Below are 25427 nucleotides of genomic sequence, written 5' to 3'. Positions count from 1 at the left end.
CCATAGTTTCCCTTCAATGGTATCAAGATTATCAAGTCCAAATCTTGAAGATGCGCTCCACTGAGCAATTGAAGGCAGCTTAGGAACAGCACTTTGGGCACCTAAAATAAACGGGCGCTCCATATTGTCTGGCATGATTGCAAAGTAATACTCTACTTTTCAGTCTTATTTAGAAATTTCGAGATAATTATCATTTTTCACCAAACTGAGCTGTCATATAAAAGGATTGAAAATTTTTCTAAAATTATGGAAATCTTAATATGGCACTCATCTTGAAAAAAGTTGATAATTTGACTTTATTTTCAATAAATTAAATAACTATAGAAGCTGTAATTATATAAATATACATTGATTCCAACACTAAACTATTTGTAAGGCTGAAGCTTCAACAACTGACATTAGCGCGAAATTGATTTTTCTGTTAGACAATGCGTTTACAAAAATGAGCAGCCTCGGGACATTTCAGGAGAAACGGAGCAAGGCCATTTGAATTTTCAGGCACCCATAACAGCCTAAATTCTCTTTGTGTTGCATAAAGATCAGGCGGTTTTACGAAACCAATAGGACCTGGAGGTGACTCCATGCCGGTATAGCTTCTATCTTTGTAAATGACCTTACCTGCAGCAGCTTCTTTTATCTTTTTTGATTTTTCCAAGGATTCAGAAATTAAAACAAAAAAGTCCTTCGGGTTTGTAACTTCTACGCAGTATCGACCAAACGTTTCGCTTAATTTTTCAGGAGAAAATTCTGTAGTTGTGCACAATACATAAGCATCTGGAAGTATAGTTTTCATTGTGTTGTTACTTAAGGTTATGTTACTACAACCGGGGCCAATATAAACCCCACTTCTTCGGGCAACCTCAACAAAGCCCGGATCATTACTACCTCCTACAGCATAACCAGAATTGTAGGTTTCATAGGCCTCTTCAGGATCTCCTTGCTCAGGATCTTCGTATGCCCTGCAAGCCTCTAACGTGCTTAACCAAACTTCGCCACGCGCAAGGGCATCAGCTTGCCACTCTTCTTGAAAAAAACGATAGATAGATTGATTGTGCTCACCAAACAACAAAAGTGTATTGGCTGTTCGTTCAATTAGTCCATGCTGTTCTAATTCCCTACGCTCTTTTTTTAACCTACTTTTTCTTCCCACGACAATTATCCTTTCGCCTAACCATTTTTTTAAGACTTTTGTCGGTTTATAAACCGTCAAATGTCCCTATATTCCTTTGTGTTTATATTAATCATCAAAAAATATTTGTAAACAATTAGTTAGCTTTGAACCTGCTTATGGCCGTGTAAAGTTACATAAAAAGGATGTGTTCAGTAATATCAGAAAAACCACTGCTACCGATGCAAACAGCAGTGTCTTATTAAAGATGGCTATTATGAAATCGTTTGTATTATGAAACAGCTTTGGATTTAAGAGGCAGCTGAAAAGGATGATATTTTAAGAAGATATTTGGAAATGATATTTAAAAAAGAGCTGTAAGTACAGCTCCTGCATTGCTATTAGCCTAATGGCAGTTAACCAATGGTTTTATACAAGTCAATATTGGTAGAGGTAATAAATGCACCTACAGCATCACCAAAGGCTTTAAAGTGTGGTGCGTTTTTATGGGCCTCGAAATGCTCATTAGACGCCCATTGCTCACTAACTAAATAGCTAGTTTGCTCAGCCTCACTTTTAACTGAAAGCTCGTAACGCAGGCAGCCTACTTCTTGGCGCGAAGACTGTTGTAAGTTTTCGAGCTCGGTTAAAAGGCGCTCTGCATCGCTATTTTCACTCGATAGTGTGGCAATTACCGTTAACATGGGTGTTCCTTGTTTAAAAATAAAGGTGCAGCTTTACTGCACCTGTTTTAGCTTTAGCTCTTTGGTTATTGATCCCACTGCGGTGCAAAGTCTGGTGATGCTTGGCGGTCGTTGCAATCAAGGCCATCTATACGCGCTATGTCTTCATCATCAAGTTTAACTTTGTCGTTAAAGTTATCTTCTAAGTTTTTACGCTTGGTCGATGATGGAATGGTGGTCATGCCATTGGCATTCTCCCATGCAATAACCACTTGCGCTGGCGTTGCATCGTGCTTGTTAGCAATATCAATAATGGTTTGATCTGTTAATACCTTACCTACAACAAACGGCATATAGGCGGTAACATGAATTTTATGTTGATCGCAAAAAGCGCGCAGTTTAGTGTTAGTTAAATAAGGATGTACTTCAATTTGGTTAGTGAATATTTCGCGAGGATCTAAAGTTTGCATTGCCTCATTTAAGTTGGCAATGGTGAAGTTAGATACACCAATATGTTTAGTTAAACCCAGCTTTTTAGTTAACAGTAGTTCGGTTAAATATTCACTCATGGGTTCATTATTTACCGGTGCTGGCCAGTGGATTAATAATAAGTCTACATAATCAAGCTGTAGCTTCTCTAAAGATGTTTTAACACTGTCAACAAAATCAGTTTTGTTGAGCTTGTTATTCCATACTTTGGTGGTTATAAATAATTCTTCACGAGGAATATTGCTGTCTTTAATTGCTTGGCCAACTTGCTCTTCATTGCCATATATTTGCGCGGTATCAATGTGGCGAAATCCAACTTCTAACGCCATTTTTACAGATTCATAAGCTGTTTTACCTTCTAAACGAAAAGTACCCATACCTAAATCTGGCATTTCAATTACACGTTGTGTCATAGCTTTATCCTTGTTTAATAATAGGTTTAAAATTCAAACGACGCGTTTACTAAATACACCTATTACTTTTTTGATTTAAAATTTTGACCTCATGTTAATACTGAGGTCATTCATTTTTATTTCAAGACTAATCTATATGAGTTCGGCTTTATTTAGCCTGAACATCATGCTTATCTAGCCTGCCACTGTATCGAGTGGTGACTAAAGCCAGTAATGAAACAACGGCACCAATCCATGCAGTATCTTTTAGTTCCATATGCTCGACTACAAGCCCCCCTGTAACAGAGCCTAAGGCTATTCCAATATTAAACGCTGCGATGTTTAAGCCCGATGCGACATCTACCGCATTAGGAGTGTGCTTTTTTGCCTGTTTTACTACATAAAGCTGCAAACCTGGTACATTACCAAATGCAAATGCACCCCCATATTAAAATAGTCAGCACTGCGGCTACTTTTGATTCCATAGTAAAGGTGAAAGCCAATAAAATAATTGTTAACGCGCTAAATATAATACTCAGTGCGCTAATTGGGCCTCGCTTGTCGGCTAATTTTCCGCCCCATATATTACCAACAGCCACCGACACACCATAAACCAGCATTATTAAACCAATAGCGGATGGTGCAAAGCCAGTTTGCTGCTCTAATATAGGCGCTAAATAAGTAAATGCGGTGAACGTACCGCCGTAGCCTAATATAGTCATTAAATAAACGAGCAATAAGCGCGGCTTAACAATAACCTGTAGCTGCTCTTTAAACGTCGCCGGAATAGACTGTTTTAAGTTTTTTGGTACTAAAATAGCGCTGCCAATCAACGCAATTAAACCTAATGCCGATACCACTAAAAACGTTGCACGCCAGCCAAAGTGCTGGCCAATCCATGTTCCTAATGGCACACCCGTTACAAGCGCTACCGTAAGGCCGGTAAACATAATTGCGATAGCGCTCGCCTCTTTGTCTTTACTTACCAAGCTTGTTGCTATCATTGAGCCAATAGAGAAAAATACACCGTGAGCTAAGCCTGTTAGTATACGTGCCAGTATTAGTGTTTCGTAACTCGGCGCTTGCCAAGCTAATAAATTCCCCATAACAAATAAGCCCATAAGACTTATAAGTACCACTTTTCGGTTCCAGCGACCCGTTAATGCAGTGAGTACCGGTGCGCCAATAGCTACACCAACTGCATATAAGCTCACTAGTAAGCCTGCTGATGGTAAGCTCACGCCTAAATCGTTTGCAATAGTTGGCACTAAACCCACTATAACAAACTCGGTTGTTCCAATTGCAAATGCGCTTAAGGTAAGCGCCCATAAAGCCAATGGCATAAATACATCCTCATTTTTAAAATAGATGCATAGTGTGTGTAAAAACTCCTTTGCAATAAATAGCATAAATGGCAAAATACTTTTGTTTATTTTGCAAATATAAATGAGTGAATTTATGCCTGTTAAAGCTAAAACTGAAGATCTAGAAATGTTTATTACCATTGTTGATTGTGGCAGTTTTTCCGGTGCGGCTAGTTTACTTGATTTAAATGTAGCTAAGGTTTCAAGAGCGCTATCTCGCCTCGAAAGCAGGCTAAACTGCACATTATTAAACAGAACAACTCGGCGCTTAGAACTGACCGAGGAAGGACATATATACATAGAATATGCGCGAAAGGCTTTAAACACTCTGCTCCTCGGGGAAGAAACAATAAAGCTACTTAAGCAAGCACCTGGTGGGCATTTGCGTATAGATGCAGCAAGCCCTTTTGTTTTACATCAACTAGCGCCACTAGTTAATGAGTTTAAAAAGCAATACCCGCAAATCACGCTCGATATTACCTCCCACGACAATATTATTGATTTACTTGAGCGCAAAACAGATTTAGCTATTCGCATTGGAGACTTAAAAGATTCAAACCTACACGCGCGTAAATTAGGCCAAAGTAAATTAAAACTGGTCGCAAGCGCTGATTATTTAAAAAATGCGCCACCGTTACAGCAGATTCCAGATCTTAAAAACCATAACCTAATTGGCTTCAGTGAGCCCAATACACTTAATCAATGGCCCTTGAAGCATGAGCAATCACTGCACTTTGATTTAAGGGCTAGCAGCGGCGAGACCATTAGGCATTTATGTATTGCTGATCAAGGCATAGCACTTCTCTCACAATTTATGATTGCAGAAGATTTAGCCAAAAAGCGATTAATAGAAGTTTTACCCCACAGTGTGAGCAGCCCAAATAGCCGAGAGTCTATTTATGGCGTTTATTACAAAAATGGGGCGGTGTCTTCACGTATCGTAGCGTTTTTAGATTTTATACAACCGCGACTAAATTTATAAATCGCTTTTAAATTCAATCTTAAAAGTAACTTAATGAAATAAAATATAACAATGACGGTTTTAAGATTAATATCAGTATAAACACTGCAGTTGCATTATTTAGATGAGGTAGTATGGATTCTTTAACACAAGTCGCACTAGGCAGCGCCGTAGGCTACGCGGTACTGGGTAATAAAGTAGGTAGAAAAGCCGTAACGTGGGGCGCTATTTTAGGCACTTTACCCGATCTCGATGTATTTTTACCCTATAGCGGCAGTGTAGAAGCGTTTACCTATCACCGCGGTTTTAGCCATTCTTTATTTGTACACTTATTAATTAGCCCGCTGATTGTGTGGCTAATATTAAAAATACACACAGGCATGCAGGCTTATAAAGTTCGTTGGTTTTGGTTGGTGTTTTTGTGCTTATCAACACATGCTTTGTTAGATTCACTCACCGTTTATGGTACTCAGCTAATGTGGCCCTTAAGTGAGTACCCTTTTGCTGTTTCCAGCATGTTTATTATTGACCCCCTTTACACCTTACCGTTATTAATTGGTTTAGCTTTTACTTTATTTCCTAAAATAAGTACCAGTAAAGCTTATAAACTCAATGCAATTACACTTTGCTTAAGTACAACGTATTTATGCCTTGCCTTTGTGTTTAAACTCAATATTGACGACACAGTAAAAACAGCACTGAACAATCGCGATATTAACGCAACCGGCTATATTAGTACGCCTGCCCCGCTCACCACTTTACTTTGGCGTATAGTAGTAATGTCCGACGGTCACTACTACGAGGGGTATGCTTCTGTGTTTGACTCGCCCAGTGATGTAACCTTAAATGCCTACAATACAACACCGTCTTTAATTAAGCCTATTGACAACCAATGGGGCATTCAAAGGCTACAATGGTTTACAAAAGGGTTTTACTCTATCCGCCAGCAAACCGATAAGGTGATTTTGTCAGATTTAAGAATGGGTATGGAATGCCAATATGTATTTAACTTTGTGGTAGGTGAACAAGCAGACTCGGGCATTAAGGTGGGTAGTTTTGAACGACTCTCTCAGCGCCCTAGTTTTAGTAATGCTAGTAATATTTGGCAGCGAATTTGGCAACCTGAAGTCTCGCTGGCATCTCCATTGGCTAAAAATAACTGCTCGTTGCCATAGTTAGGGGTCTTGTATTAAAAAAGTGTGATTTTTATTTTGCTTAGGAATAAAAACACACACTTTTTTTAACACTAAATTACATTCAAGCCGTTTTGTGCCACCTCAAAACGTAGTTATTGCAACCAAATGAATTAGTTTTGGTGCTCGTACTGTCCACGATATACTTCAAATACTTTTAATACGGTGTGTTGTTCTTTTGAAAGCGCGTCAAACCAATCGTCAAATAATTCATCATCTTCTTGTTCGCTTAATGCTAAATAATGAGCAAGTAATTCAATGATGTCGTTATGAGTACACCCTAACGAATCAACTTGCTTAGCCAATATACTGTGGTCACGCTCTCTGAGAGTGTCCATGACTCCTTGGTCGATTTGGTCTTGTTGTGCCTGAGCGTCACTCATAAAACTACCTCTATTAACGTTATTAAATTCTTATTATTTTGTTCGCTGAGTCTAGTTATAGCAGCCTAAATACTAATAGCCAGTACTTTTGATCTAAGTGCTTATTTTTTGACTAGTTTGTGCAATTACGCAGCAATTACGCTGCGTTTAAGGCTATTTAAAATGATTTGCAAAGGGAAAATAAATACGCTAAATTAAATGCTATACTATCACATAGCATTAAAGGCATTTTATGAAGCCCAATATTCACCCTGATTACCAAATAGTTGCTTTTCATGATACTGCAGCTGATTCTTACTTTATTATTGGTTCAACCATTAAAACCAATCGCACCATCGAAATTGAGGGTAAAACATACCCTTATGTTCCTATTGATGTCTCAAGTGACTCACATCCATTTTATACCGGCAAACAAAAAACGCTCGCTACTGATGGACGCGTTGCGCAATTTAATCGTCGCTTTAAAAACCTGTCTACTGCTAAAAAGGAAAGCAAATGAAAGTATTAAGTTCATTAAAAAGTGCAAAACAACGACCAGGTTGTCAAATTGTAAAGCGCAAAGGACGAGTGTTCGTGATATGTAAAGATAACCCTAGATTTAAAGCTGTGCAGGGTATGAAGAAAAAGTAGCAAGATAAAATAATGCCGAGTTTATACTCGGCATTATTATTAGAGTCTGTTTATTTAACTACAACAGAAAACTCAGGCACTGCTTGAATAACCTTTTTCACGGTACATGTATTTACCGCAGCAATCAGTGCTTTTTTATATTTAGTTGGGAAACCTTCTGGCAAGCCAATTTCGATTGAAAAAAGCTTCTTACCGTTTTCATCTACATTTTCGTTATTTTGTGTCAGTGTCATCCCTTCAGTCGAGATCTCTCTTTGCTGACAAAATTTACGCGCATAAAAACCAGCACACAACACCATGCTTACTAAAAAATAGTCAAACGGTTCTGGATGCTCTGCATCACCACCAGCGTTTATGCTTTGATCGCTTATAACTTCATGCTCACCAAACTTAGCACTTAATTTTTGACCGTCTAACATTGAAACCGAAATTTCCATTACTAATCCTTATTTTCCAAACAATAATTCAAAAAAGCCTGGAGGCTCGTGTAATTCGTGATATTTTTTGCGCAAATTATCAATCGCCTTAAGTGGTTTTTTTGCAGACTCAAGTCCCTGCTCGTTCGCTACTTTTTTGGCTAACTGGGCTTGAGTAAGCACCTTATCTAACCCTTGCACTGACTTTTCAGCTTCTTTATAAAACTTGGCTTGCTTACTTTGCTCTATCAATTTAATAAATTCATCAATAGCGCCATTAAATTCTGCTAACTGGGTTGCTTCAACACTTTGTTTATAAGCAAGCCCAATGTTTTTCATGGTTTTTTCTAGGTCGCTCATTTCATTTGCGGCAACTGTTTGACTAAATATTAATACCATTAACAACAAAACTGCTTTCATTAATACACCCTAAAAAATAATTGTTGCATACATGCTAAACTTACTAAGGTATTATATAGCATAACGCCTAGATGTCACCACGGAGCACTTTAGCAAGGATAAATTGAGCTTTAGAAAGTTTATAGAGAAACGTATGTCCTTGTTTAAATTATACCGCCTGCTAACGTTTACCTGCCTTCTGTTGGGTAGTCATAGTACATATGCCCTAGAAGTCATATTTATTAATCCTGGTTTTTCCGACTCTGAAAATACAGAAAACAACACCGGAAATTTTTGGTTTGATGTTTCTAAAATAATGCAAAATGCTGCCACTGATTTAGATGTTACATTAACGATAAAATACGCAAATCGAAATCATATTTTAATGAAAGAGCTTATTCAGCAGGCTATAAATGATAAGCCCGATTACCTGATCCTCGTAAACGAAAAAAATGTTACCAGTAAGTACCTCTCTAAAATAGACAGTAAACATGTCCCGATTTATTTTTTATTAAATCGTCCCTCACCTGCGTCACTTGATATGTTACGTGAAAATGGCACTAACATAGTCGGTAGTATTACCCCAAACAATCGCGTTGCAGGTAAATCATTGATGCAGCAGCTTTATAAAAAGTTTACCAATAAAACAACAACTAGCGCACATATATTGGCGCTACTAGGCGACTATGCAACGCCTGCTTCTATTATGCGTACACAAGGGTTAATGGATTTTTTAGCGCAAACGCCGCAAGCTACTTTAATCGCTAAAGAGGTTGCCAATTGGTCTGAACAAGAAGGGTTTACAAAAACTTTGGCGTATATGCATCAAGCCCCTGAAATTAACATTATTTGGTGTGCGAATGACGCCATTGCGTTTGGCGCAAAAAGGGCATTAAAACAGCTAAACATACAATCACAAGTTATGGTGGGCGGTATTAACTGGGAGGTTCCACCAAGTAATAAATCAGAACTTGATGTATCTATTGGAGGTCATGTGTTACTAGGTGCTTATGCCCTAGTTAATTTGTTCGACAACCATACTCAACCAAAACATAACCCTTTGCTTCATCGCACAGCTGATATTTTTGACCCGCTTACCGCTGAAAATATCCCGTTATACAAGGCGATAAATACTACTGGCCTTGCAGAAATAAATTTTATACAGTTTAGTAAAACACGCGCTGACTGGTATGAATTTACCATAGAAAATCTACTTTTAGCGCTTGAGCAATAGCACTGTAAAGCCCCTTTACAGTGCAGTTACTTTATTTAAAACTCTAAATATATATTGTCTATTTTATAAATGTTATCTATGCCTTATTAGATAGCCAAAGCGTTTGATAGGGTGCTAACTGCATGGTTTGTAGCGCGTCATCGAGTGTTGTTTTAGAAATTAGCTCAACCCATTGCTGAGTGTTTATTAAGTTTAAATCGGCTAAGCTTAAGCTTTGTGGCTGACTGCTAATATTATAAACACAAAAAATGCTTTGTTGGCGGTCTATACTTTGTCGCCAAAAACCAAATAACCCCTCGCCTAAGTGCAAAGTAAATTGTGTGGCATTAGGATGGAATGCTGCTTGCCTTTTACGCACAGCTAATAACTGTTTTATTCCCTTGAACACCTGATGATGATGGCTATATTTTTCTTCAATCGCCGCTAATAATTTTGATTCTTGCCAGCGATGACGATTAATTGCCCGATTGTGTTGCGAGTTTTCAAAACGTTCATAATCATTAGTTGTGCCAAGTAAACTGTGAATATATAGCCCCGGTATTCCTTCCATTGCAAACATAATGGCATGGGCACACAAAAAACGCTCAAGGCCATATTTATCTGCGCCATTATGCGTCCCTTGTAAGGCATCAAATAAGGCAATATTTAGCTCATAAGGGGTATGCGTGCCATCGTGACTGGTGCGCATTGAAACACGTCCCCCAAATTGCATGGTCGTGCTTACTAACGAAGCAACTTCACTCGGTTGTAATAAGCCTTCAATTGGCCTCAAACCAATGCCATCATGTGATGCAATAAAATTAAAATATGCGGTACCGTTTTGCGCTGGCGGCATGCTCATCATCCAGTGCTTAAGCGCGCTACTATCGCCGCTAAGTAAGGTATGCAATAACAGCGGCGGCAAGGCAAAGTTGTAAATCGCATGGGCTTCGTTGGCATTACCAAAGTAAGATAGATTTTCTTGATTAGGAATATTGGTTTCGGTAATAATCACCACACTGGGCTCAGCATGCTCAATCAGCGTTCGCAATAAACGCACCACTTCATGCGTTTGTGGCAAGTTTATACAACTGGTATTTAGTTGTTTCCATAAAAAGGCCACAGCATCAAGGCGAAATAGGCGAATACCGTTATCTAAATAGTGGCGAATAATGCCAACAAACTCTTTTAAAACCTCAGGGTTTTCAAAATTAAAATCCACCTGATCATGACTAAATGTACACCATACATGCTTATCACCGCTTGCTGTGGCTACCGTATGTAATAATGGCGAGGTTCGTGGGCGCACGACTTGGCTTAAATCGTCAGATAAACTGGCTGTTTTAAAGTAGTCTTTCCCTGGGTGAGTATCGGCTAAAAAGTTTTCAAACCAGAGACTTCGGCTAGAACAATGATTAATCACTAAATCCGCCATTAACTTTACATCTTTTGCAATCGCGTTAATGTCTTGCCAATCACCAAGCGCTTCATTAACTTGCGTATAGTTCATTACCGCAAACCCTTCATCTGAGCTATACGGATAAAAAGGTAAAATATGCAGTGCATTAAGCTGGTGATCGCACTGCTCTTTTATAAAGCGATGCAAGGTTTTTAACGGCGCCTCTAGGGGAGTTCCAACTGCTAACTCACTGTCTTCATGATTTATGATAGAATCGCCATAGGCAATTAAAACAATATCTTGTTCATCCCAGCGATTAGTGTGCGGCGTGGGATCGCGAAGTGGGTTATTACCTAGTATCAAGGTGATTAATTCTTCAGCCAACTCAGCTACCGGCATAGGTAACTCAACCCCTTGATAAATAGTATGTAAATGTTGTTCGACTCGTTGAAAAAACTGTTCCCTAACTATGTCCACAGGCGCCTCGTTTAAGTATACCAATTTAACTGTATTGTTCGTTATCAAGCTCAACGGCTTCTTTTAATCGATCTAGTACATCGGGCATCGCCGAAGCTACACGGTTCCAACTTGGCACAAATGGCGCTTCCATTGGGTTTTCTAAAAAGTGTTGGCCAGCATTCATAATATTTTGTGCAAACATTTCTACCGCTTTTTCTTCTTGGTGAATATCAAGTGTTAAACCATTCATTAACGCATCATTATGATAGGTTTCAATAAAGTCTAAACCAATGCGGTAATAAGTCGCTTTTAATGAACGTATGGTTTCGCTGGTAAAAGTAACTCCTTGCGTAGCTAACTTTCTAAATAGTGCTTTAGTGATATCAATCGACATTTTAGAAAGGCCAGCTGTTTGGTCGTCCAGCGATAATTCTTGGTGTTTATGATCGTAGTTATCGGCAATATCAACTTGGCATAAGCGGTTATGGGAGTAATTACGGTACATCTCGCTTAATACGCCAATTTCTAATCCCCAGTCACTAGGAATACGAATATCGTTTAATACATCGCGTCTAAACGAAAATTCACCGGCTAATGGGTAACGAAACGAGTCCATATACTCAAGGTAGTCTCTGCTGCCTAATATGGTTTTAAACGAGCGTAATAACGGAGTAACCAGTAAACGCGATACTCGACCATTTATTTTTCCATTGGCAGTACGCGGGTAAAAGCCTTTACAAAATTCATAGTTAAATCGAGGATGCGCAACGGGATAAATTAATCGCGCTAATAAGCCTCGGTCATAAGTTAAAATATCGCAATCATGTAATGCTATTGACTCAACCTCCGCGGTAGCGAGTTTATAGCCCATGCAATACCACACATTACGGCCTTTACCGAGCTCACGTGGCGCCACACCTAAAGCTTGAAGCTCTTTATCGAGCGCCTGCAAACGTGGGCCATCGTTCCACAACACTTTATGGTTTTGATCGAGCGATTTAAAAAAGTTCAATGCATAGCGATACTGGCTTTCGTCGGCTCTGTCTAAGCCTATAGTTATTTGCGATAAATACGGTACTTGTTGCAGCTCTTTGACAATGTTTTGTAAAGCAGGGCCTTCTAACTCACTAAATAATGAAGGCAATATAAGCCCCATTGGTCGCTGTTTACTAAAGCCAAGCAACTCTTTTTCTAAATCGTCTACGGGTCTATTAGCAATGTTATGTAGTGTTGTAATAATGCCATTTTGATAAAAATCAGCCATGTAAACTATACTCCTCAGAACTGGGTAAAATACTGTTAATACAAGGTAGTGCTGTAATTTCTTCAACCCAGCCTAGTGGTGCCGGCAATTGAGAATAGCGCGCTTTGTTATAAGTTAATTTAACTGGCTTTTTACTCTCTGGATTGGTAATGATGATGGCGATATCAGCCTCTTCTAGCATTTGCTTATCGTTATCGCTATCCCCTAGCGCAATAATGCTCAGCGCTTTAGTAAACTGCGCATTAAACTGCTGCACTAACCATTGCTGCGCCATGCTTTTATCGGTATTTTTTCCAATGTGAATAAAGCGCCCGCCTACTTTAACTTCGTAGCCGTACACTGTTATTGCATTGATAAATTCGTTAAGTTGCTGCTCATCGCCATGCCAGCAGAGCGGATCTGAGTATTGACGGGTTTGTGCTTGCGTTGCTTGTAGCTGGTTTAATCCTGTCATTTTCATTACCTGCTCACTGGTAAGTTCACTAAACAAACTATATTGGTCGCCGTAGTCTTTTTTTAAGCGTTTTAAATCAGTCCATAAATTGCTAATGGGTGCAGCAAACGAGTAACACCAGTAGCCTTGGTATTCACTGCAGCCAATTGGCCTGAGATTAAAATAATTTTTAGGAATATAAACAGCCGACCCATTTTCAACAATGAAAGGCTGTGAAATATTAAGCGCTTGTTGCAGTGCCACTACTTCACTAAATGTTTTACTGGTATTAAATACCACGGGTACACCGCTGTATTGCAGCTCTTGTAGTAAGGTATCTACCGCATCGGTGTTGTAATCTCTGTGATTGAGCAATGTGCCATCTAAATCGGTAAAAATGATAGGTTGTACAATACTATCGCTTGTAAGCACCATTGCGGTTACATCACGATTACTATCAAGCTCTATAAGTGCATTTGCTTTAGCACTAAGGGTGTTGAGGTTTTCACGCGTGATGCGTTCAAAATGAGAAATAAACCACAATAACTGCTCATTAGTCATAGTGCCTGCGCCCTGCCCTTGTTTGGCAATTAACTTGTGTTCTTGCTCTTGTCGCCACGCAAACACATCATCAAAACTCGGGGCTTTGAGCATAATTGTATAATCGATTTTATCAAAAACGGTTTTATATTCATTGGCTAAACAGCTGTTAATACAGCGACGCCATAACCCTTGTTGATCGTATGATTTTTCTAGCTCGTTAATAGGCTCAACTAGCGTAAAAGGCTGCTGTGGTTCACTGGCTACACACCACCCTTCTAAAATAACAATATCGACCGGCTGACTATTAGTTAACCATTTATTTTTTGCTACGGGTTCATCTTGTTGCTTATCAAAACGCGGCAGCGGTACATTTACTTCTGCATTTAATAAACGGCTAATGGTGTTATCCATCAGCGCAACATCATGTGTACCCGGAACGCCTCTAGTGGCGAATAAACAATGCACATCTTGGGCTAACTGTTGGCGTTTTTGAGTTGATAAATAAAAGTCATCAATAGAGAGCGCAACACAGTTTAGGTGGGTATTTTGGCTAAACCAAGTTACTAAATAATCACCAAGCGTGGTTTTTCCTGAGCCTTGGCAGCCATTAATCGCGACAAATAAAGGGGCTGTTTTTTTACTGGTTAGAATGTCCTGCGCAATAGCAGAAAAATACTGCTCGCTAATATACTGATATTTCAACGGCAGTTGGTGTTTTACTAAAAAAGCATTTATATCCACACTCTTGATCTCCATATAACAATCCCTGAGTCAACTATAGGGTATGACTAAGGAAATGCAGTTACTAGACCAATATTATTTATTGTTACTTTTTAGTAGGTTAAAAAAAGCGCATTTAAAATGCGCTTTTTTGGTGCAATATTTTTAACCACAGTGCAAACTTAACTCTGGTCGCTCTGTGCTTTGGGTAATACTAAGTTTAATACTATGCCTAAAATAGCACATAAGCTCACACCTTCTAGGCTGAACTCACTACTACCTATGTACATACCACCAATACCACAAATTAAAATAAGTGCCACAATACTTAAATTGCGCGGCTCACTTAAGTCATCGCCCGATTTAACTAAGGTGTTTAAGCCAATAACCGCAATAGAGCCAAACAATAAAATCATTATGCCGCCCATTACAGGCACCGGAATGGTTTGCAAACTAGCGCCCATTTTAGCCACAAATGCTAAGCAAATTGCGATAATGGCAGTCCACATCATTACTTTAGGATTAAAGTTTTTAGTAAGCATTACCGCACCAGTTACCTCTGAGTAGGTGGTATTAGGTGGGCCGCCAAATAATGACGCAGCAGACGTGGCTAAACCATCACCAAATAAAGTACGATGTAATCCTGGTTTTTTCAAATAGTCTTTTTTTGTAACTTGGCTAATTGCCATCATATCGCCAATGTGTTCAATAGCGGGCGCAATTGCCACCGGCACCATAAATAATATGGCTTGCCATTTAAACTCTGGCAACACAAAGTTTGGCACAGCTAACCACTGTGCATTACTTACGGCTTCAAACTGCACTATACCCATAAATAACGAAAGCGTGTAACCGGCAACAACACCGGCTAAAATAGGTATTAATTTAAATACCCCCTTACCCCACACGGCAAACACTAAAGTCACGAGCAACGAGAACATAGAGATAATAATAGCGCTGTCGTAAGCAATAATTTGTGTGCCACCATCGCCACTTTTCCCCATCGCCATATTAACCGCTGCTGGCGCAAGCGCTAGACCAATCACCATAATGACTGGGCCTACCACAATTGGCGGCAAAATTTTATGTAAGATTTTTGTGCCTTTAAACTTCACTAATAAACTTAATAGCATATAAGTAAAGCCTGCCGCCATTAAACCACCCATAGTGGCGGGTATGCCCCACATTTGCACTGAGGCAATAATGGGTGCAATAAACGCAAATGACGAGGCTAAAAAAATAGGCACTTGGCCTTTAGTCACAAATTGAAACAACAAAGTACCTAAACCAGCGGTAAACAAGGCTACGCTAGGATCTAGGCCGGTTAAGATAGGCACTAATACCAACGCACCAAATGCAACAAACAGCATTTGGGCACCGGTTAAAATAGTTTTTATAGAAAATATAGAGTTATTTTGCACTGTTAAACCTTAGTAAACCGTACCGAAAATTTTGTCACCTGCATCGCCAAGCCCTGGGATGATGTAACCTTTTTCATTTAAATGGCTATCAACTGAGGCAGTAAAAATCTCAATATCAGGGTGAGCGGCTAATGTTTTTTCAACGCCCTCAGGTGCAGCAACCAGTACAATTACTTTAATTTCTTTACAGCCCGCCTTTTTAAGCATATCAATGGTGGCGATCATAGAACCACCAGTAGCCAGCATTGGGTCAATCACTAAGCTTAAACGCTCATCAATATTACCCACTAGTTTTTCAAAGTAGGGGACTGGCTCAAGCGTTTCTTCGTTACGCTCTAAACCCACTACACTCACTTTAGCCGCTGGAAGTAACGACATTACGCCGTCCATCATACCAAGGCCTGCACGTAAAATTGGCACCACGGTAATTTTTTTACCCTTAATGTGCTCAACTTTAAGTTTATTACCGTCCCAGCCTGTAATTTCGTTATCTTCTAATTCTAGGTTTTTAGTGGCTTCGTAAGTTAATAATGTGCCCACTTCTGAACACAACTCGCGAAAACTTTTCGTGCTAATTCCATGCGCGCGCATTAAACCTAACTTATGTTGAACAAGGGGATGAGAAATAACGTGAATAGCCATAGTAATAAACCTAGTGATAAAAAATTTGACATATTTTATATTAAAACAGGTCGTTTGACTGTTAATTTTAGCCCTGATTTCATAGTTCGTGCCAAAATATTTAATTTAGCCACAACTATAGAGATTTTTGTGTTTATGAGTTGTTACTCGCTAACCAATTATTTACCTGAGCGTGCATGTAGCTGTTAACTTTTTTGTGCTCGGGGCTCCACCCAAGTAAAAAACGATAAAAGTCTGCCCAAGCCACTGGCCATAATTTAGCCCATTGTGTAATAACATCATCAGCATTAATGTGCGGTTGATAGTCGCCTAGTGCTTGCTTTAATTGGCTAAAGTAATAGTCGAGGTAGCTCTGTGCGTGTTTGTGAAGCTCGCAATCATCCATACAACTGGTCATAAAATACATTACATCGACCACCCCAACGCCCTCACCCGCATACTGAAAATCGTAACCAAGAATATGTCCTTGGCTATTTGCTGCAAAGTTAGCTAGCTTGGCATCGCCATGAATCAAGGTTTGATAATCACATTGCTTTAACGCGCTGTTTAAAAGTGATGCAGCCTGTTTAATATCGGACTTTTCAGGTAAGTTATTAAATTCATCTGGGCGTGTACCCAAATGCCAATAGCTTCCTTGCGGCCATAAACCATCAAACTTTGTATTTAAATGAAAGGCATTTAAATGAAAGGCATGAAAATGTGCCAACCACTTTAATATGGCTTTTATATTCTCGGTAGATGCTTGGCTGTACCCGAGCTTTGAAAAATCTTTAAACACCAAGGCAAACTCATCGCCTTTGTTGATTGCTTTAATGCATTCAATAGCTGCCGCTTGCTTGGGCAATTTATGGCTAAATTGCTGATAGAACGTATATTCAACGTGGTAAGAGTCACGCTTCCTGTTAAGCGCAAAATTGCTTTGTATAATTTTAGGATGATTAATGTGATCGGGTACTTTAATCGCTTTAATCACACAGGCTTGCTCATCAAGTTGGCACTTCACAATTTGACCACAGCCACTCCAAAGCGAGGTTAGGGTTTCGCCAATGGCTATACGCTCAAAATGCGGGGTAAGTAACGGAAGATAAAAAGACATAGCCAAATTAGGTTGCTAAATTTTAGTTAGTTTAACATTAGACGGTGTTTTAAATAAAAGGTCTTAAAACAAAGCTCTTCGCGCACAACATGAAATACAGTGTTAATAACCAAACTAACCTGTCGTTTTTTTTGCAATTGCTATGGCAAAGCCTATGCATTATTCATACAGCCTAAAACATAATTTGAAACAATTAAAAGTACAAAATTAAAGATGGTGTCATGTTTAGTTTAGCGTCTTGCACCTTAATCTAGCTAGATCAGAATAATAAAACCAACTGCCTTGAATAGTGCCATGATTAGATTAACCGATGAATGTCTAGTACCCCGGTCCTTCCGAGGGGATATGGTAGGAGTCTAACTGCGGTGAGATCGCAATAAAAGATTACTGCGTGACGTACACCATTTGTGTTTGCCGTAAGCTACTTACTTAACAGACAAAATAAACGAACTTATTTGTTGATTTAGAATTGACCGTTCCTGTATAAAAACGGTCAAAAAGGGTACTGGAGTCTATTGACAGAGTTAAGGTTATATACATTAGCTACGATGTAATTTGAAAAGTACCACTCATTCTCCCCTGACTAAACCCGAGAGGACTATTTTTTGCGTCAGGAACCACATAATTAAGGGTATGTATGACACCGTGCAAAGATACAACTCTTGGATTTTCCGTTTCTTGATAGCTTATCACACACATATACGTTTTATTTTCATCAGAGCTTTTCATGTATAGAATATTTGCAGGATTCACAAGTACAATATATTGATTCGCAGTTGCAACAAAGTGAATAGGCCCTGAACTCTCTTGGTTATATTGGTACTGTATATTGCCTCGTTTAATTGGGTTTACTTGATCACCATTAACTGTCAAGCCAGTCCACTCCCAAATATCTAGCGTTATAGAAAAAAGTCCGTCATTTTCACTTATATTAATATCCGCCATTTTCTTTTCCTCACATTAATCAAAATTAAGTACAAAATGTACAAATAAAGTTTAGGAAAGAAGCGGAAAATAAATATTACAGACTATTACAAATAAGAACAGCTAGGCATTCTAACTCCCAAACGGTGTTAGCCACCGCTTTTCGTGGGTTAGCTTAATTCAAAGCCAGAGCCATAATTAGTTTGTAATAGGAACATATAGAGACAACCACCTTAACTATCTATTGAATCTGTGTCACAAAATTTACTATTAAGCTCTGTAACTAGCTTCTTATCGCTATATATGCTCTAGTTTCAGCTCTAAATAACTAAATAACTAAATAACTAAATAACTAAATAACTAAATAACTAAATAACTAAATAACTAAATAACTAAATAACTAAATAACTAAATAATCATTCTAAAACTAAAATTGACTCGCTCTAGCAAAGAAAGGTGGATATTGTCGATGTGTTCTCGCTTATCTGCGGTATAACACGCTGCTTGCTGTTTATACTGCCTTAAAGCATTGAAAGTACATAATTTGAGATAGGTGTGTGCTTTTGTTTTTAGTGCTTAAAGCGCCTGTTATGTGCAGTTGTTGACCGTTGCTAAACCCAAATCTATATTTGCAACAATATAGCCATACTCTTTCTTAGTTAACTTTGTAGCCTGATATTGTTGCTTAGCTAATTCGTGAGTCCAAGCCTTTTCACATGGGGCTAAGGGAATGGCTGTATCAACCATTAAAAGGTGTTCTTCCTGGATCACGCCGCCTTTTTTAACAATGCTTTTAGCGCAAAGGCTTAAGGCATATTCAACAGCAAATTTATCAACACTTGGCATACCTACAAATTCTACATCACAACCAAGTTTCTCATTCCCTTTAGTATCAATATAATAAAGCTGGCCTGACGTAGTACAACCAGATATAAATAAGATGATAACGAGTAATAAAATATGTCTGATATTCACTTTGTCACCTTGTGCAAATAAGCCCGTATACAGGGCAAAAACGTAACGGCGATTTGGTTAAACTTGGCGAAGCACTAAACTCAATCACTGCGTAGTTTTGATGTTCCAACGAGCTTGCGAGTGCATTGATGGGCTTGTTATTTGCCAGACCTTGAATAGATTGATAGCAAAGGAAACTTACTTTCACCAAAGTTGATGGTTAACGATAGTGTCTCATCTGCTTTGAATGATTGTAAAAACTCCAATGGCGCAATTCGCTGCCCGTCTGCAACGATAGCCATTAGGTGTTTATTAGTTAGACTTCGTCGACCTGATGTCATATTGGTCAAAGTTACTACCGCCCAACGCTCACCAGAATCGTTACTCATTAATACAAAGTTATTTACACTAAAATCACTCTGCTCTGGCTGAATGTTTGATTCGTTTGGAAAGGCCAAATCAAAACTATTAGGTACAACTCTATCAATGGAAAGTACCTCTTCACCCGAATGGGCACAAAATGTAAAAACCAGCAATATCCAAGACATCCTTCTCAACATAAGTTCTCTCCTAATTTCATATAACACCTTACAACAGGTGCTCATGGGAGCGTTTTGGCCGTTGTTTGGCCAACGAGCATTTGTCCCTGCCTGATTGCTTGATACTCATTGAGCCTCCTCCCCAGCATCGCGATTATTCGCTACGCTGAAAAGGCAACCAACCTTACAGGAGAAAGCTCAATGAACTTTTACAATAACATGCATCCATATTATTGTGGAATCGATTTACACGCGCGATTACTTTACGTCTGTATCATTGATAATACAGGACTTATCCTTGTTCACAAGAAAATTAAAGATGACCCAGAAGCACTACTAAAACTACTTAAACCGTATACCGGTGACATTGTGGTTGGCGTAGAATGCATGCATTGCTGGTATTGGGTCGCTGACTTTTGTAAAGAACACACTATCGACTTTATTCTCGGTCATGCGTTATATATGAAGGCGATTCATGGCGGTAAAGCCAAAAACGATAAAATAGATTCATATAAAATTGCCAAACTCATCCGAGGGGGAAACTTCCCACTTGCTTATGTGTATGACAAAGATATGCGTGCTACGCGCGACTTATTACGCCGAAGAACTAAAATTGTTCGCCACGGGGCTGATTTAAAAGCCCATGTCGCCAATACCGCCAGCCAGTACAATTTACCTGCCCACAACGTGAATTTAAAGAACGTCTGCGACAGAGAAAAGATGCGCTATTACTTCCCTGACCCCGTTGTGCAACGATCTATTAATTTAAATATGGCCATACTCGATTGCTATCACAATGAGCTTAAGCCTTTAGAGCATTATATTGAACAAATGGCCAAGCAACACAACCCTGTCCACCTTAATATCTTGCAAACAATTAGTGGTATAGGCCGCATTCTCGCACTTACCATTATCTATGAAATTGGTGACATCAATCGTTTTTCAAGCGTACAAAAGTTCGCTTCATATAGTCGGTTAGTCAAATGTAAAGCAGAGTCTGCCGGCAAAACCTATGGCACCCAAGGTAACAAAATTGGCAATGCACATCTAAAATGGGCGTTCTCCGAAGCCGCTGTATTGCTGCTGCGTCACAATCATAACGCCAACAAATACCTCGAAAAACTACAAAAACGAATGAGCAAAGCCAAAGCACTGTCAGCGCTTGCGCATAAGCTTGGTCGCTGTGTTTATTATATGCTTAAAAAAGAGACGGTATTCGATGAAGCAAAATTCTTAAAGAGTTAGTCACGGTACTGAGTGAGCTGAACATCTAACTGGATATAAGGCTGAGCATCAATCAATTGGGTGAGTTAATAACCAAAAAGGTTTAACCTAATTATATGCCTACAGACCGAAGCCACTTGTCTTGATTAGACGCTCAGTACGCGTGCATTAATACAATAAACAAAGTCGCTTACACCTGACTTGAGCCTGAAACTAACTGGATCATAATGATGCAACCAGCCGCCTTGAATAGTGCCATGATGAGGTTAACCGATGAATGTCTAGTGCCCCAGCAACCCCAAAAGGATATGGGAAAAACCTGGCTGCGATGAGATCGCAATAAGAGAGCCTCTATATGTGTTTGCCGTAAGCTACTTGCTTAACAGCCGTATCGACAGACGAAGTAAACGAATTTGTTTATTGGTTTAGAATTGACCGTCAATTTATAAAAACGGTCAAAAAGAACACTAATGCCTATTGACAGAGTTAAGGCTCATATGTGTTATGCGCTACTGCCTATTAATTCAGATACTGTAACAAAGCGATAACCTTTATCTTTTAACTGCTGAACAATTAAAGGTACCGCAGCCATTGAATTACCTCTAGATTTAAACATTACATGTAAAAGAATAATTGACCCTGGCTTAGTATTTTGGACAACGTAATCGGATATATCACTTGCACTAGCATTTTTATCTAAATAAGTTTCAGGCTCCACATCCCACGTAACGGTAGTTATATTATTATTATTTAGATAATAAGGTAGCGAAAACAATTTTTTACCATAAGGTGGTCTAAAATGTATTTCACCTTTATAACCTGCCTCTGTAATTAACTCATTAGTTTTTTCTAGCTCATCTGCAACAAAGTTATAACTTTTCAAAACCATACGTTGATGAGTATATGAATGGTTTCCAACTTCATGACCTTTATCAATGATATTTTTTGTTTCTTGAATGTTTTCTTCTATAGCTTTGCCGACTAGGTAAAATGTAGCTTTAATTTCTGATTCATCTAGGATTTGGAGAATTTCTTTTGTTTTAAGTCTAGTCGGACCATCATCAAAAGTTAATGCGACTACTTTTTCAGTTGTTTCTACTCGATCTATAAGGTTACCAAAAAATTGAAATTTTTCATTCTTACTCAGCTGCCATAAAGCAATAAATATGATCAGCACTAATGCTGATAGTTTGATTATTTTACTCATGCAGACTCCATTTGCGCATAACAATTTTATAGTGTGCTCATCGCGCATATCTCTGCCAGCGCCCCACTAATATATTTATTAATTTCTTTTTAACAAATAAGTTAACACATTGCTAACTTTAAACTTTTAGTCAGGCTGTTCTTTTAATACAGTGCAGAAAAGAGGAAAGCGTCCTCATTTCTTGGCTTTGGAAGAAAACACCAAAAATGCCACGTGTTGCGAATCTGCTTAAATTGTTTGTTATGTTCGAAGTTTAACGGCTGTACCAAACACTAATATTTCTGATGCCCCATCAGTAACTGAGCTAGTTGTAAATCGTATTCCTACTATTGCATCGGCATTTAACTTTTTTGCATCTTCTATTAATCGTTCTAACGCTACATTTCGAGCTTCCATCAACATCTCGGTATAGCCTTTGAGTTCGCCGCCCACTATTCCTTTTAAACCAGCCATGATATCTCGACCAACATGTTTAGACTGAACCATGTTGCCATTAACTATGCCCAATACAGCTTCGATTTCCTTGCCAGGAACAGTTTCCGTTGTCGTATAAATCATAATTTTTCCCTAAAACATAACAGCTTATTAAACACCACTTTGGGGGTTATAACCTTCAAAACGGCGTATATTACATACGCTTAATAATTCCACTAAACAACTCTAATGTAAACAAGTAATTACGTAGGTTATTTACCACCCATTGTTAAAACACACTAAAACAACGTTTAATAATGTTCTGTACCATCAAATTAGTCGTAATTAGTTATGAGCTTAAATCACACCCATAAAAAAGCCCCGCTTGATGTTACTCAAGCAGGACTCCACACTAATTTTGTATCAATAAAAGCGCCTAAACTGCAGGCGCTTTGCATTATTGAATTTTATTGGTTAACCACGCTTTTAAGCGGATTAACTGGCTGTGCGTTGTCGTCTAGGATGTTCATATCGAAGTCGAACTCATCAACACGAATCGCTTTTTCACGCTTTTTGTTGTAATCACTTAACTGAACAAATTCAGCGTCGTTAATTACTTTTGCAGCAAGTGCATTTTCAAGCGTGATTGAAAAACGCGTACCCGGCTTAAAGGTTTTAGCACGTAGCGCTTTTTTCACTTTAGCTAATAGCTCAAGTGACGCCATTTTAGCTTTGTAAGCTTGCTCATTGATGTGATGACCATCACCTTCAATTGGCTTAACTAAATGTGTGATTTGCGCTTTAAATGCCGTATCAAGCTGAGCTTGTTTTGCTAATTCACGAATTAAATCATCGCTAATTTTTGGCATTTTAGTTGAGTAGTTCATAGTAATGAAACGAATGAACTTACGAGTACCACTTGCAGGGAAGTTGTCTAAGAACTTGTGCAATGCTTCTTCTGCACTTTGTAGTGCAAAACGAGTCGCATAATGGAAGTATGGAGCCGCTTGCTCACGCTCGCTGCTTGCTACTTTTTGCTCGTAATACTTAATAGATGCCATAGCTGCATACAAGAAGCTCATTACATCGCCTAAACGTGCTGAAAGCATTTCAGCTTGCTTTAATTTACCGCCAAGTACTAGTAACGAGAAGTCAGCATATACAGCTAATTTAGCTGATAATTTATGTACTGCTTTTTCGTAGTCACGTACTTCTGGTAACGCAGAGTTTGCGCCAGCTGTGAATGGTAGTACACCTAAGCGGAATGCACGTAAGCTATTTGCTGTGCTGTAACCAACCGTTTTACGTAAAATACCGTTAAATTCTGCATCTGCGTTTTTGTCATCGCTGTGGATAGACTCAACCATAGATTGTAAGTATGGGTGACAACGCATAACACCTTGACCAAAGATCATCAGGTTACGAGTAAGAATGTTCGCGCCCTCTACCGTAATGGCAATTGGCTGCGCCACATAACCACTAGCAAGCGTATTTTGAGGACCGTTCTGAATTGCTTTACCCGCTTGAATATCCATTGCTGAGTCAAGCACATCACGGCCAAGCTCTGTCATATGGTATTTAGCGATTGCAGTCACTACCGATGGCTTTAAGCCCATGCCTAAACCTTCAGTTGTGAGTACTCGCATTGCTTCTTGTAGGTATGTTTTACCTGCAATATCAGCTAACTTTTCTTGAATACCTTCAAATTGACCAATTGATAAACCAAACTGTTCACGCACTGCTGCGTACTCAGAAGCTGATTTAAATGCAACTTGTGCTGTACTTACACCCAATGCTGGTAATGAAATACCACGACCTGCGCCTAAACAGCTAACTAGCATTTGCCAACCGCGACCGATGTTTTTCTGACCACCGATAATAAAGTCCATTGGTACAAATACCTTGTTACCACGTGTAGTACCGTTGTAAAAACGGATACCCATAGGATCATGACGGTTACCAAGTTCTACACCAGGGTGCTCTTTTGGAATAAGTGCACAAGTAATACCTAGGTTTTCTTTGCCACCTAGTAGACCATCTGGATCAACTACTTTAAACGCTAAACCAAGTACAGTAGCAATTGGCGCGAGTGTAATGTAGCGCTTGTCCCATGTAATTTCTAGGCCAAGTACTTCTTCGCCGTTGTACATGCCTTTAGTAACAGTACCTACATCAGGAATACCGCCTGCATCAGAACCTGCTTCTGGGCTGGTTAATGCAAAACATGGAATGTCTGTACCATTTGCTAAACGTGGTAAGTAATGTGCCTGTTGCTCCTCTGTACCAAAGTGAAGTAGTAACTCACCTGGGCCTAACGAGTTTGGTACCATTACAGTTACCGCAACCGCTGAACTCTTAGTCGCAATAGTACCTACAATTGTTGAGTTAGCGTATGGGCTGAACTCTAAACCGCCAAACGATTTAGGGATGATCAGCGAGAAGAAACGCTCTTTTTTCAAAAACTCTAAAATGTCGTTTGGTAAATGAATACCATTTTGAATGACTGAATCATCAATCATGCCTAGTAGTTCTTGTACTGGACCGTCTAGAAACGCTTGTTCGTCTGCGGTTAATTTTGCCGCAGGTACATCGCGTAGCGCGCTAAAATCTGGTTTACCTTGGTAGATAGACCCTTCTAGCCATACATCGCCAGCGTCTAGCGCTTCTTGCTCAGTAACTGAAATACTTGGTAATACTTTTTTTAATTTTGTACGTAAACTCATAACGAACTCATCCGACCAGATAAATAATACCTACATTACGTCATAAAAATCGGTTTAGATCAATTACTCTATTCAATTAATTAACAGTTTTTTCAATTTATTTTCTTTACCTGAACGTAAACTGTTGAAATAAAAAGGCTTACACATGTACGCTGAATTATTATTTTTTTGTTAAAAATTTAATAATTCTGGTTGTTGGCGCCGCAAATACGGATTTGGTAATAAAGTAGAAAC

Annotated in this window: 24 protein-coding genes and 1 pseudogene; 6 read left to right on the top strand and 19 right to left on the bottom strand. The window is 39.0% G+C overall.

The window, feature by feature from the left end; genetic code table 11:
• Window positions 1-421 precede the first annotated feature (421 nt).
• The 4 genes and pseudogenes from AC0L7Q_RS19695 to AC0L7Q_RS19680 all read right to left on the bottom strand — a co-directional run bounded on the left by AC0L7Q_RS19695 (window position 422) and on the right by AC0L7Q_RS19680 (window position 4015).
• Window positions 422-1210, bottom strand: a complete 789-nt coding sequence (locus AC0L7Q_RS19695) for a hypothetical protein (protein WP_409425857.1) — start codon at window positions 1208-1210, stop codon at window positions 422-424.
• Between the two features lie 314 nt (window positions 1211-1524).
• Complete coding sequence (locus AC0L7Q_RS19690; protein WP_413403153.1) at window positions 1525-1812, bottom strand: putative quinol monooxygenase; 288 nt, start codon at window positions 1810-1812, stop codon at window positions 1525-1527.
• A gap of 65 nt (window positions 1813-1877) precedes the next feature.
• Window positions 1878-2693 carry a 2,5-didehydrogluconate reductase DkgB gene (gene dkgB, locus AC0L7Q_RS19685; RefSeq protein ID WP_413403151.1) on the bottom strand — a complete coding sequence of 272 codons (816 nt, stop codon included), beginning with the start codon at window positions 2691-2693 and terminating at the stop codon, window positions 1878-1880.
• 148 nt (window positions 2694-2841) lie between these two features.
• Window positions 2842-4015 (bottom strand): annotated as a pseudogene (locus tag AC0L7Q_RS19680) (MFS transporter).
• Window positions 4016-4130: 115 nt separating this feature from the next.
• Between AC0L7Q_RS19680 and AC0L7Q_RS19675 the strand changes: the two are divergent.
• Both AC0L7Q_RS19675 and AC0L7Q_RS19670 read left to right on the top strand, forming a co-directional pair.
• Window positions 4131-5018: a LysR family transcriptional regulator gene (locus tag AC0L7Q_RS19675; RefSeq protein ID WP_409426119.1), complete on the top strand. Its 888-nt coding sequence runs from the start codon at window positions 4131-4133 to the stop codon at window positions 5016-5018.
• A gap of 113 nt (window positions 5019-5131) precedes the next feature.
• Window positions 5132-6172 carry a metal-dependent hydrolase gene (locus tag AC0L7Q_RS19670; RefSeq protein WP_409425853.1) on the top strand — a complete coding sequence of 347 codons (1041 nt, stop codon included), beginning with the start codon at window positions 5132-5134 and terminating at the stop codon, window positions 6170-6172.
• A 131-nt stretch (window positions 6173-6303) separates the two neighbouring features.
• Here the strand turns inward: AC0L7Q_RS19670 and AC0L7Q_RS19665 are convergent, their stop codons facing one another.
• On the bottom strand, window positions 6304-6573 hold the full coding sequence (locus AC0L7Q_RS19665; protein ID WP_178957212.1) for a hypothetical protein: 270 nt from the start codon (window positions 6571-6573) through the stop codon (window positions 6304-6306).
• Window positions 6574-6805: 232 nt separating this feature from the next.
• On the opposite strand from AC0L7Q_RS19665, the gene AC0L7Q_RS19660 reads away from it, so the two are divergent.
• Both AC0L7Q_RS19660 and ykgO read left to right on the top strand, forming a co-directional pair.
• Window positions 6806-7072: a type B 50S ribosomal protein L31 gene (locus tag AC0L7Q_RS19660; protein WP_409425852.1), complete on the top strand. Its 267-nt coding sequence runs from the start codon at window positions 6806-6808 to the stop codon at window positions 7070-7072.
• A complete protein-coding gene (gene ykgO / locus AC0L7Q_RS19655) occupies window positions 7069-7203 on the top strand; it encodes a type B 50S ribosomal protein L36 (protein WP_004586489.1) in 135 nt (44 codons plus the stop codon). The genes AC0L7Q_RS19660 and ykgO overlap by 4 nt, the downstream gene beginning before the upstream one ends.
• A 50-nt stretch (window positions 7204-7253) precedes the next feature.
• Here the strand turns inward: ykgO and AC0L7Q_RS19650 are convergent, their stop codons facing one another.
• A complete protein-coding gene (locus tag AC0L7Q_RS19650; RefSeq protein WP_409425851.1) occupies window positions 7254-7640 on the bottom strand; it encodes an OsmC family protein in 387 nt (128 codons plus the stop codon).
• Between the two features lie 9 nt (window positions 7641-7649).
• Window positions 7650-8039: a cytochrome b562 gene (locus tag AC0L7Q_RS19645; protein ID WP_409425850.1), complete on the bottom strand. Its 390-nt coding sequence runs from the start codon at window positions 8037-8039 to the stop codon at window positions 7650-7652.
• Between the two features lie 133 nt (window positions 8040-8172).
• Between AC0L7Q_RS19645 and AC0L7Q_RS19640 the strand changes: the two genes are divergently transcribed.
• On the top strand, window positions 8173-9252 hold the full coding sequence (locus AC0L7Q_RS19640; protein ID WP_409425849.1) for an ABC transporter substrate-binding protein: 1080 nt from the start codon (window positions 8173-8175) through the stop codon (window positions 9250-9252).
• 76 nt (window positions 9253-9328) lie between these two features.
• Here AC0L7Q_RS19640 and AC0L7Q_RS19635 read toward each other — a convergent pair whose 3' ends face one another.
• The 9 genes from AC0L7Q_RS19635 to AC0L7Q_RS19595 form a co-directional block, all read right to left on the bottom strand.
• The gene (locus AC0L7Q_RS19635; protein ID WP_413403146.1) at window positions 9329-11107 is read right to left on the bottom strand and encodes an alpha-amylase family glycosyl hydrolase; all 1779 of its coding nucleotides are present in this window, start codon (window positions 11105-11107) and stop codon (window positions 9329-9331) included.
• A gap of 25 nt (window positions 11108-11132) precedes the next feature.
• Window positions 11133-12353 carry a glycosyltransferase family protein gene (locus AC0L7Q_RS19630; protein ID WP_008115311.1) on the bottom strand — a complete coding sequence of 407 codons (1221 nt, stop codon included), beginning with the start codon at window positions 12351-12353 and terminating at the stop codon, window positions 11133-11135.
• The gene (locus AC0L7Q_RS19625; protein WP_413403144.1) at window positions 12346-14085 is read right to left on the bottom strand and encodes an HAD-IIB family hydrolase; all 1740 of its coding nucleotides are present in this window, start codon (window positions 14083-14085) and stop codon (window positions 12346-12348) included. Before AC0L7Q_RS19625 ends, AC0L7Q_RS19630 begins: the two co-directional genes overlap by 8 nt.
• A gap of 146 nt (window positions 14086-14231) precedes the next feature.
• Window positions 14232-15470 carry a uracil-xanthine permease family protein gene (locus tag AC0L7Q_RS19620; RefSeq protein ID WP_413403142.1) on the bottom strand — a complete coding sequence of 413 codons (1239 nt, stop codon included), beginning with the start codon at window positions 15468-15470 and terminating at the stop codon, window positions 14232-14234.
• 9 nt (window positions 15471-15479) lie between these two features.
• The gene (gene upp / locus AC0L7Q_RS19615) at window positions 15480-16112 is read right to left on the bottom strand and encodes a uracil phosphoribosyltransferase (protein WP_008466150.1); all 633 of its coding nucleotides are present in this window, start codon (window positions 16110-16112) and stop codon (window positions 15480-15482) included.
• 133 nt (window positions 16113-16245) lie between these two features.
• Complete coding sequence (locus AC0L7Q_RS19610; RefSeq protein WP_409425843.1) at window positions 16246-17208, bottom strand: protein kinase family protein; 963 nt, start codon at window positions 17206-17208, stop codon at window positions 16246-16248.
• Between the two features lie 543 nt (window positions 17209-17751).
• Entirely contained in the window at window positions 17752-18153 is a 402-nt protein-coding gene (locus AC0L7Q_RS19605) for a hypothetical protein (protein WP_409425842.1), read from the bottom strand.
• 567 nt (window positions 18154-18720) lie between these two features.
• Window positions 18721-19107: a hypothetical protein gene (locus tag AC0L7Q_RS19600; RefSeq protein ID WP_409425841.1), complete on the bottom strand. Its 387-nt coding sequence runs from the start codon at window positions 19105-19107 to the stop codon at window positions 18721-18723.
• Window positions 19108-19244: 137 nt separating this feature from the next.
• Window positions 19245-19634, bottom strand: coding sequence for a hypothetical protein (locus tag AC0L7Q_RS19595; RefSeq protein WP_409426118.1), 390 nt, complete (start codon window positions 19632-19634; stop codon window positions 19245-19247).
• 192 nt (window positions 19635-19826) lie between these two features.
• Between AC0L7Q_RS19595 and AC0L7Q_RS19590 the strand changes: the two genes are divergently transcribed.
• Complete coding sequence (locus tag AC0L7Q_RS19590) at window positions 19827-20870, top strand: IS110 family RNA-guided transposase (RefSeq protein WP_409423286.1); 1044 nt, start codon at window positions 19827-19829, stop codon at window positions 20868-20870.
• A 481-nt stretch (window positions 20871-21351) separates the two neighbouring features.
• Here the strand turns inward: AC0L7Q_RS19590 and AC0L7Q_RS19585 are convergent, their stop codons facing one another.
• The 3 genes from AC0L7Q_RS19585 to AC0L7Q_RS19575 all read right to left on the bottom strand — a co-directional run bounded on the left by AC0L7Q_RS19585 (window position 21352) and on the right by AC0L7Q_RS19575 (window position 25193).
• Window positions 21352-22056, bottom strand: coding sequence for a polysaccharide deacetylase family protein (locus AC0L7Q_RS19585; protein ID WP_010388993.1), 705 nt, complete (start codon window positions 22054-22056; stop codon window positions 21352-21354).
• A 240-nt stretch (window positions 22057-22296) separates the two neighbouring features.
• Window positions 22297-22614: a heavy metal-binding domain-containing protein gene (locus tag AC0L7Q_RS19580; protein ID WP_010388994.1), complete on the bottom strand. Its 318-nt coding sequence runs from the start codon at window positions 22612-22614 to the stop codon at window positions 22297-22299.
• 323 nt (window positions 22615-22937) lie between these two features.
• On the bottom strand, window positions 22938-25193 hold the full coding sequence (locus AC0L7Q_RS19575; protein ID WP_290168224.1) for an acyl-CoA dehydrogenase: 2256 nt from the start codon (window positions 25191-25193) through the stop codon (window positions 22938-22940).
• Window positions 25194-25427: the final 234 nt, after the last annotated feature.

Source organism: Pseudoalteromonas sp. KJ63-1 (assembly GCF_055808145.1).
This window is presented reverse-complemented; position numbering and strand designations above follow the sequence as displayed.

Coding starts and splice junctions, on each gene's coding strand:
- AC0L7Q_RS19690 (WP_413403153.1), bottom strand. CDS start 1,812: ATGTTAACGGTAATTGCCACACTATCGAGTGAAAATAGCGATGCAGAG.
- dkgB (WP_413403151.1), bottom strand. CDS start 2,693: ATGACACAACGTGTAATTGAAATGCCAGATTTAGGTATGGGTACTTTT.
- AC0L7Q_RS19675 (WP_409426119.1), top strand. CDS start 4,131: ATGCCTGTTAAAGCTAAAACTGAAGATCTAGAAATGTTTATTACCATT.
- AC0L7Q_RS19670 (WP_409425853.1), top strand. CDS start 5,132: ATGGATTCTTTAACACAAGTCGCACTAGGCAGCGCCGTAGGCTACGCG.
- AC0L7Q_RS19665 (WP_178957212.1), bottom strand. CDS start 6,573: ATGAGTGACGCTCAGGCACAACAAGACCAAATCGACCAAGGAGTCATG.
- AC0L7Q_RS19660 (WP_409425852.1), top strand. CDS start 6,806: ATGAAGCCCAATATTCACCCTGATTACCAAATAGTTGCTTTTCATGAT.
- ykgO (WP_004586489.1), top strand. CDS start 7,069: ATGAAAGTATTAAGTTCATTAAAAAGTGCAAAACAACGACCAGGTTGT.
- AC0L7Q_RS19650 (WP_409425851.1), bottom strand. CDS start 7,640: ATGGAAATTTCGGTTTCAATGTTAGACGGTCAAAAATTAAGTGCTAAG.
- AC0L7Q_RS19645 (WP_409425850.1), bottom strand. CDS start 8,039: ATGAAAGCAGTTTTGTTGTTAATGGTATTAATATTTAGTCAAACAGTT.
- AC0L7Q_RS19640 (WP_409425849.1), top strand. CDS start 8,173: ATGTCCTTGTTTAAATTATACCGCCTGCTAACGTTTACCTGCCTTCTG.
- AC0L7Q_RS19630 (WP_008115311.1), bottom strand. CDS start 12,353: ATGGCTGATTTTTATCAAAATGGCATTATTACAACACTACATAACATT.
- AC0L7Q_RS19625 (WP_413403144.1), bottom strand. CDS start 14,085: ATGGAGATCAAGAGTGTGGATATAAATGCTTTTTTAGTAAAACACCAA.
- upp (WP_008466150.1), bottom strand. CDS start 16,112: ATGGCTATTCACGTTATTTCTCATCCCCTTGTTCAACATAAGTTAGGT.
- AC0L7Q_RS19610 (WP_409425843.1), bottom strand. CDS start 17,208: ATGTCTTTTTATCTTCCGTTACTTACCCCGCATTTTGAGCGTATAGCC.
- AC0L7Q_RS19605 (WP_409425842.1), bottom strand. CDS start 18,153: ATGGCGGATATTAATATAAGTGAAAATGACGGACTTTTTTCTATAACG.
- AC0L7Q_RS19595 (WP_409426118.1), bottom strand. CDS start 19,634: ATGTCTTGGATATTGCTGGTTTTTACATTTTGTGCCCATTCGGGTGAA.
- AC0L7Q_RS19590 (WP_409423286.1), top strand. CDS start 19,827: ATGAACTTTTACAATAACATGCATCCATATTATTGTGGAATCGATTTA.
- AC0L7Q_RS19585 (WP_010388993.1), bottom strand. CDS start 22,056: ATGAGTAAAATAATCAAACTATCAGCATTAGTGCTGATCATATTTATT.
- AC0L7Q_RS19580 (WP_010388994.1), bottom strand. CDS start 22,614: ATGATTTATACGACAACGGAAACTGTTCCTGGCAAGGAAATCGAAGCT.
- AC0L7Q_RS19575 (WP_290168224.1), bottom strand. CDS start 25,193: ATGAGTTTACGTACAAAATTAAAAAAAGTATTACCAAGTATTTCAGTT.